The 4,692-nt window shown below is 66.4% G+C and carries 5 protein-coding genes and 1 pseudogene; 2 read left to right on the top strand and 4 right to left on the bottom strand.

Annotated features, from left to right (window positions below; all coding sequences use genetic code 11):
• Nucleotides 1–239: 239 nt before the first annotated feature.
• Nucleotides 240–1,364, top strand: a complete 1,125-nt coding sequence (locus VMD50_RS07740) for an eCIS core domain-containing protein (protein WP_325426475.1) — start codon at nt 240–242, stop codon at nt 1,362–1,364.
• An 11-nt stretch (nt 1,365–1,375) separates the two neighbouring features.
• Nucleotides 1,376–1,981 (top strand): hypothetical protein, encoded by a 606-nt coding sequence (locus VMD50_RS07735; RefSeq protein WP_325426473.1) that lies wholly within the window; start codon nt 1,376–1,378, stop codon nt 1,979–1,981.
• Nucleotides 1,982–2,153: 172 nt separating this feature from the next.
• Here VMD50_RS07735 and VMD50_RS07730 read toward each other — a convergent pair whose 3' ends face one another.
• From VMD50_RS07730 to VMD50_RS07715, 4 genes and pseudogenes are all read right to left on the bottom strand, one after another.
• Nucleotides 2,154–2,294, bottom strand: coding sequence for a hypothetical protein (locus VMD50_RS07730; protein ID WP_325426471.1), 141 nt, complete (start codon nt 2,292–2,294; stop codon nt 2,154–2,156).
• A 299-nt stretch (nt 2,295–2,593) separates the two neighbouring features.
• Nucleotides 2,594–2,992 (bottom strand): type II toxin-antitoxin system VapC family toxin, encoded by a 399-nt coding sequence (gene vapC, locus VMD50_RS07725; protein WP_325426469.1) that lies wholly within the window; start codon nt 2,990–2,992, stop codon nt 2,594–2,596.
• A complete protein-coding gene (locus VMD50_RS07720; protein ID WP_325426467.1) occupies nt 2,993–3,220 on the bottom strand; it encodes a type II toxin-antitoxin system VapB family antitoxin in 228 nt (75 codons plus the stop codon).
• A gap of 472 nt (nt 3,221–3,692) precedes the next feature.
• Nucleotides 3,693–4,692: pseudogene (locus tag VMD50_RS07715) on the bottom strand (hypothetical protein); the annotation flags it as partial.

Raw genomic sequence — 4,692 nt, 5'->3', positions numbered from 1 at the left:
CCCTCAGGCACCAGATGACCGACCAATGCCTCTGCGTCCAGCAGTTCCCGATCCGCCCGCTCCACACCCTGCATGGGCCTATTTTCCCAGTTCAGAGCGATATTCCGGGGAGGCGCGCCGATTATTCAGCGCCCTCCTAGGAGGCGAGGATGCATACGATGCAGCTGTCGAAAAGACCCGCGGCACCGGCGGCGCGCCCGTCTCCGCGGCCCGCTAGCATCCAGCGTCGACCTGCTGACATGCCGGATACGCGGTTCGATTTCACATCGCTCTCGGTCAACGGTGCACCGCTGAGGCGCAAGCTCGCGGTGGGTGCCGCCAGCGACCCCGCCGAAGCCGAAGCCGACCGCGCCGCCGAGCAGGTGATGCGGATGCCCGACCCGTCCGCATCCGTGTCGGCCGACGGCAACGACCTGCTGCGACGCAAATGCGAAGCATGTGAAGACGAGGACAAGCTGCAGCGCACAGCGGCCGGCCCCACCGACGCGATGGAAGCGCCGTCCATCGTGCACGATGTGGTTTCCTCGCCGGGACAAGTGTTGGACGGGGCGACGCGCGCCTTCATGGAATCACGCTTCGGGCATGATTTCTCCCGCGTGCGGGTGCACACCAGTGAGCACGCCGCGCGGTCGGCGCGAGCCGTCAACGCGCGCGCCTATACGGTAGGCCAGAACATCGTCTTCGCCTCCGGACAATTCGACCAGTCTTCGTCGGCAGGCAGACGCTTACTCGCGCACGAGCTCGCCCACACGCTGCAGGGCGGCGGGCAATCCCACGGGCTTGCACCGGTGCGGCGGCAGCCCTATCCCGGTGACGGCATGAGGCCCCCCGGCGACTGCGACTGGACGAGGTACATCGTTCTACAAGGCTCGGTCGTGACGGCGAAGGCCGTTGTCGACGGGCTCGGTAAGTGTCGCGCCGGAGACGACTGTAACCGCCTCGCCTTCAAGATCGCGGCGATCTCCGCCGAGATCGCTGCGCGTCTCGCGTTGATGATCGAGTGCTTCCGCGGCGGCGATACCGGTCACCGCGAACAGGTGAAAAACAAGACCGAGATGCTGGAGGATTGCTTCGCGTTCTTCAACGGTTCGAACTGCTCGCCCGAACTGGTCGCGGCCATGGCCGTCGTCGTCGCGCAGATTCGCGCGCTGCTCGCGCTTGCCATGGTCGAAGTCGCGGTGGCGGTCGTGGTGGCGCTCATCGTGGCGCTCATCGCCGCGATCATTGCCCTCCTCGACCTGATCGTCGCCGCGATTGCCGCGGCCGCAGAAGGCGCCGCCATGGCAACAGCCGCCGCGGTCATCATCGCGCTACTGGTGCGGCTTCGCGGCGTACTGGGCGGCGGGGGGCCATCCGAAGGCTGAGGAGCGCGCAGATGGATCGGCCGGATGTGTTCTTTTCCGCGTTTGCACGCCGCCCGCGGCCCGCTGCCGCCGACCTTCTCGACGCCGTCAACGGCCATCCGGAGCGCGAACGGGCGCGCGACGTGCTCTCCGCGCGCCAGTCGTCCGAACTCAGCGTTGCAGAGTTGCGCGACATCGTCGGCGGAAATCTGGGCTTGCTCAAGCCGGAGGCCTTCCTGTATTTCCTGCCGGCCTTCCTGGCCGCCATCACGGCGGATTACCCCGCGCTCACGGTGCTCACGTCCGAGCTTTTGGGCCAACTCACGCCGCCCGCTCGCGACAATGTGGCGGCGCGGTTCGAGCGACTACGCCGGAACAACCGGGCCAGCGGCGCAGGACTGCCGGAGGAGACGGTGGAGATATTGCGGTCACAAGCACTGCAATTGATCGATTCCGGAATACTGGCCCGGCGGTTCGCCGCACGGTTTGACGGTATCGCCCCCGAGGAAGCCCACGCGATCCTGGCATTCCTGCACCACTTGCGTGAGCGCTACGGCGAGGACTTCCCCAGCGGCGCGCTCGACGCGGCGATCACCTATTGGGAGGGCCAACACGCCCCCGGCGACACAAGTCCGTGAATAGCCCAGACCCGACCGTATGACCCGCTGCAAGCCGACTTCGTCATCCCCGAGGTGTCCGTGCACGGCTTGCCCTGGCGCAAAAGGATGCCCAGGCCAGTTGGACCCGTTGCGAGCCCGCCGGTTGTCGACCCCACCGGCTGCGAGCGCTCGGCCGCACCCACAATCGAGGTTAGGTCAGGGTCGGCATCCCGAACGCTGGGAATAGGTCTGTGCCGCCCCAGTCGCCGTGGTTCTCGGCGGGGGTGATGACCCCCGGGAAGTCCGGGTACCAGTCGCCGTCGACCTCCCAGTGGGCCCACGCGACGGCCATGCTGATTCCGTTGGCAGAGAAGCGCACACAGCTCTGGTTGTCGTTCTCCTGGCCGCCCTTCTGGGCGTAGAACCCTCCACCGGGCTCGGCGCTGCACCCGTCCCAGCCGTGGCCGCAAATCCCGGTCTTCTGTGACCCACCGGTTACTCAGCTTTCCCCGGATACGCAGCCGTACCCACGGGGCAGGGCTGGACTAATCCACGAATCCAGCACCGATAGGTTCTGGCACATGCGTGCGCGGACGACCTGTGGCGCCCCTGTCGCGGCCAGGCCGAGAGCGGACCGCCCGGTGTCCGCAGTCAGAACAAGGGCTCGGTCTGCAATCCGCAATGGGTGCGGATCACCTCGTAGTCGCGGTCACGATGCGCGACGGGGATCCCGATCCGCAGCGCCATCGCGGCCACTTGGCAATCGATCAGGCTGCGTACGGTGTCACCGCCGCGGCGACAGCGCCGGTGAATGGCGGCGGCATCTTCGGCGTCGCGCACCGGGGCGAGCGGCTCGATCGTGAAACGCTGCAACAGTCGCCGCCGCAGTGCCGCCGTGGACTCGTCGGTCGTGCCGATCAGGAGCTCCATCATCACCACCTCGGGCACGATCACCTCCGAATCGGCGGCGATTCGATCGGCCAGCCAGCGGGCGGCCAATGACTGTGAGCCGGAGAGAAAGTCAATCCAGACAGAGGTATCGACGATCATCTACGACTGGTCGTCACGTCGTGTGTCCGCGTCCGAAAACGCCTCGACCTCTTCGTTAGTGAAGTCGAATCCGCTGCCCTGCAACGCCAACGCCTCATCGCGGCTCAACGGCTCACCAACTAGCCTGCGCAGTGCGAAATCAACGACGCTGCGCTTGGAATCCAGCCGGTACATGCGTTGGGCGGCGGCCACCAGTTCATCGTCGATCTCGATGTTGGTCCGCGACATGACACCATCATACACCGTAGGGTGTATCGAGCGAGTTTCGATCTGCCACCCGTGACGCCGGACCGCCGGCGCGTCCGCTTGGTCGCCAACTCGGCATCGTCTCACCTGCTCTGCCGTTCAGCAGCCCCGCCCAGAATGACCGGCGGGGACCCGGTCGCTGTCAACCCTTATCTACAGCTAGTTACGTCAACGTTTTCCAAACTTCCGCCCCGACCTCGGCCTCTCTCGAGCCTTTGCGATCGCCCCGTGTATCCGTTACGTGAGACACGTGGCCACGTCCGTCTGCTGGGCGTCGCCAGACGCAAGTCCTCAGCCCTCACCCTGCTCACCGAGAACGATGGCCGGGAATCCTCATGACAGCCGCTCGGCTGCTGTTGTCGAGCGGAATCGCAAAGCCCGCCCAGTGTTGGCGTGGCCAGTCGTCCCTCTAGCGAACCTCGGTCGCTAGGACTGCGAGGGTTGTCCTGAGTTTTCAGGCTGTCTTTGGCAGGAGGCGGGCCCGGTCGATGCGTTCACTGATGTGAATGTCGATGGTGTGCAAGGCCTTTCGTACTGGTGGTGGCGCGGGCGGCTGATCGGCGGCGAGCAGCGGACGCAAAAGTCGGTCGTGCAGCTTGGTGTAGAAGATCGCGAACCGCAGGCCGTCGCCGGTGAGACGGTACAGATTCTTGCCGGGGACTCGGGTGATGAGCCCGTTGCGGGCGAGGCGGGCCAGGTCATAGCTGGCCCGGTTCATGGTGTAGGTGGTGCCGTCGAGCAGTCCGGTCATCAAGGCGCGCAGGCTCTTGTTGGTGATGCCGGTGACGGCGAGCACGCTGGTGCACAGGGCGCCGGCCAGGGCCTGGACCCGAGGGTCGCCGAACCGTAAGGCCGGGGCCCTCCTGCCCTCCTCGGTGAGGGTGGGCCGCGCGATCCGCTCAAAGGCTGGACTCGCAAGGACGCAGCCCTGGCCGACACGTTCAGTATCGAGCAGTTTGGTGTTGACCGCACGGGCGCGGGTCTGCAGCTCGTCGAGATGGGCCAACCGGCGCAGGCAGCCCAGATCGCCCGGGTCGTTGATCACGGTTTCGACGCGCAGCGCCCGCCCGTCCTTCAGATACTGTTTGATCCGGGAGTGCCGGTAAAAGGCGTTGACGTTGACCTCGGTGCCGTAGGTGACGATCTTCGTCTTGTATTCCCCGCCCGCGGGGCGTCCCCGCCGCTGGCCCCGCCGGAAGATGAGCTCGATCACCTCCGGGCGGCCGATGTCGAGGTTGTCGGCCACCAGCGCCTCGAAGAATCCGCGGGCCCGGCGCGGCGCGTCGAACACCAGGGTGCGCGAGGTCTCGACCTGGCGCATCGACAGCTCCCACCAATAGCCCGCGGCGCGGTCGTGTTCAGTCAGCGGCAGCGGCAGCCTCGACCACCAGCGTTCGGCGAACACCTGGATCGCGCCCGGGCCGAGCCGGTCGCAGATCGCCTGCAGCGCCGCC

The sequence above is a fragment of the Mycobacterium sp. genome (assembly GCF_035506235.1).
In the GTDB taxonomy this organism is placed as follows: Bacteria; Actinomycetota; Actinomycetes; order Mycobacteriales; family Mycobacteriaceae; genus Mycobacterium.
The sequence above is the reverse complement of the archived record's forward strand: the minus strand, read 5'-3'. Positions and strand labels throughout refer to the sequence as shown.